Origin of the sequence: Blautia sp. AF14-40, from assembly GCF_003479665.1 — a bacterium.
GTDB lineage: Bacteria > Bacillota > Clostridia > Lachnospirales > Lachnospiraceae > Fusicatenibacter > Fusicatenibacter saccharivorans.
Map to the genome: position 1 here is coordinate 1,636 of NZ_QUHK01000071.1, position 1,835 is coordinate 3,470.

The following is a 1,835-nucleotide window of genomic DNA, read 5'->3' on the forward strand; positions in this document are numbered from 1 at the left end:
TTACCAGCTAAAACAGACATCATTTCAGGTGCAAGACAACAAAAAAGCATTGCACAAACAGAAACAATTGAACATATAACGCATGACATATTATCAACTTCTTTAAATTTTTTTTCTTCTAATTTTTCATATTGCCATGGTATAAACGCATTATTAACACTTTGGGTTACAATTCGCAGTACAGCAGCCGCATTGTATGCAACACTATAAATGCCAGCTGATGCCATTCCAACCATCTTCTGAATCATCACTCTATCAAATTGATCCAATATATACTGGGACAAATAATGTAACAATAGTGGTATATTAAATTTAATTGCAAAAACGGCATAGGGCTTGTAAAAAATTCTTTTAGCTTTTATAATGTTATACACATATAACACTGAGCCAAATATTATATTTACGAACACACACGATAATATACGCGCATATCCCTTTTCATCACTTATAAGTACCGCCACTACCCCTAATAAAGCGTTTGCTACAACCAGTAAAATAGACCGAATGACTACTGGGACGTAAATATACTCATATCTCTTTCTGATTGTCCAAAAATCTATGGCAGGTGTTACTAATAATTCTGCAAATATTGCAATCATAATAAACGTTGGTAATTCAACAATGGAATTGATAAAATCCCTAAAAATGATGTATAATACAAAAGTTATCAACGTTAAGACTGTTGTAATAGTCTGCATCGTAACTGTATAAACATCTCTATCCTCTTTATATTTACTCATTCCCTTGTTGAAAACGCCCCAATTCAGCCTCAACGTTGTAATAATTGTAAATATTTGAAGCCATGAATTGTATATACTAAATTGTCCATACTGATCTGGTGTCATTAGTCTCGTAAAAACTGGAGTTGTAATTAATGCCACGCATTTCTGAAGAACATTACAAAACACAAACCACAATGCTGCTTTAGCAGCAATCGGAATATCATTATACTTTTTCAATATTTTATTCATTGTTTTATCTCATTACTCCTGTCTTTACAAGCACTCTTTTTATAGATCTTTTTATCCCTCCCCAGTACTTATCTTTTAAGTATGCATAATTTGTTTTTCTGTGTACTGTACAGTCCATTGCCGACTTAATTCCTTTTCGTCTGTATACATTCCAAAACAATTCATACTTAGCGGATTTTTTAGCGGGTCCTTTTAATTGCCCATTACCATTAACTGCTTCGCAATTATCACGTTCTTCTAGGTACAACCCATCACATAATTCCAAAAGTTGTTTTCCCTTTTCAGTATTCACTAATAATACTGATACCCTACATTGTGGTCTGCTGAAAGACCGAACTTCACCTATCCCCCAAAAATCTCCAATTGTTAAATCAGATCCACGATTTGGAGTAGCATATGGGCACTGATAACATTTCTCGTTACTGAGAATGCCTTCTTGAAATGCTGTTAGATAATCGTCCTGAAATGATCGTCTTTTCCATATTACTTTATTTTGAGAATAAAGAACTAATTCCTCTCCTAATTCTGTTCGAAAGAGAAGTTTATCTATTACTTTATTACTTGCAATTACATCATTCACATATTCTTTAAAAATCTTCTGGGATGGGACACCATGGCAGATTAATTCAACCGTAGTTAAAAAATCTCCGTATCTTTCACCAGCTAATTTTCTTGCCGCATCACATTGACATGGTGTACCTATAAATAAGACTTGTTGCTTCAGCTTGAAGCAATCTTTAATCCCACTGAAAACCCCCTTACAATCTGCTTGCATATATTTACTTAGCTTGAACTTTTCCAAATACTCTGTCGTATTTGATAAGTAAGCGATGAATAATCACCCGTTCACGACCTCCAGGGAAC

At 34.0% G+C, this 1,835-nt stretch carries 2 protein-coding genes; both read right to left on the reverse strand.

The features are described 5' to 3' along the window. A partial coding sequence (locus tag DWW13_RS17945) for a lipopolysaccharide biosynthesis protein (protein ID WP_199674884.1) occupies window positions 1–971 on the reverse strand: 971 nt, incomplete at its 3' end. A 4-nt stretch (window positions 972–975) separates the two neighbouring features. Further along, window positions 976–1,773: a Coenzyme F420 hydrogenase/dehydrogenase, beta subunit C-terminal domain gene (locus DWW13_RS17950; RefSeq protein ID WP_147398338.1), complete on the reverse strand. Its 798-nt coding sequence runs from the start codon at window positions 1,771–1,773 to the stop codon at window positions 976–978. Window positions 1,774–1,835 lie beyond the last annotated feature (62 nt).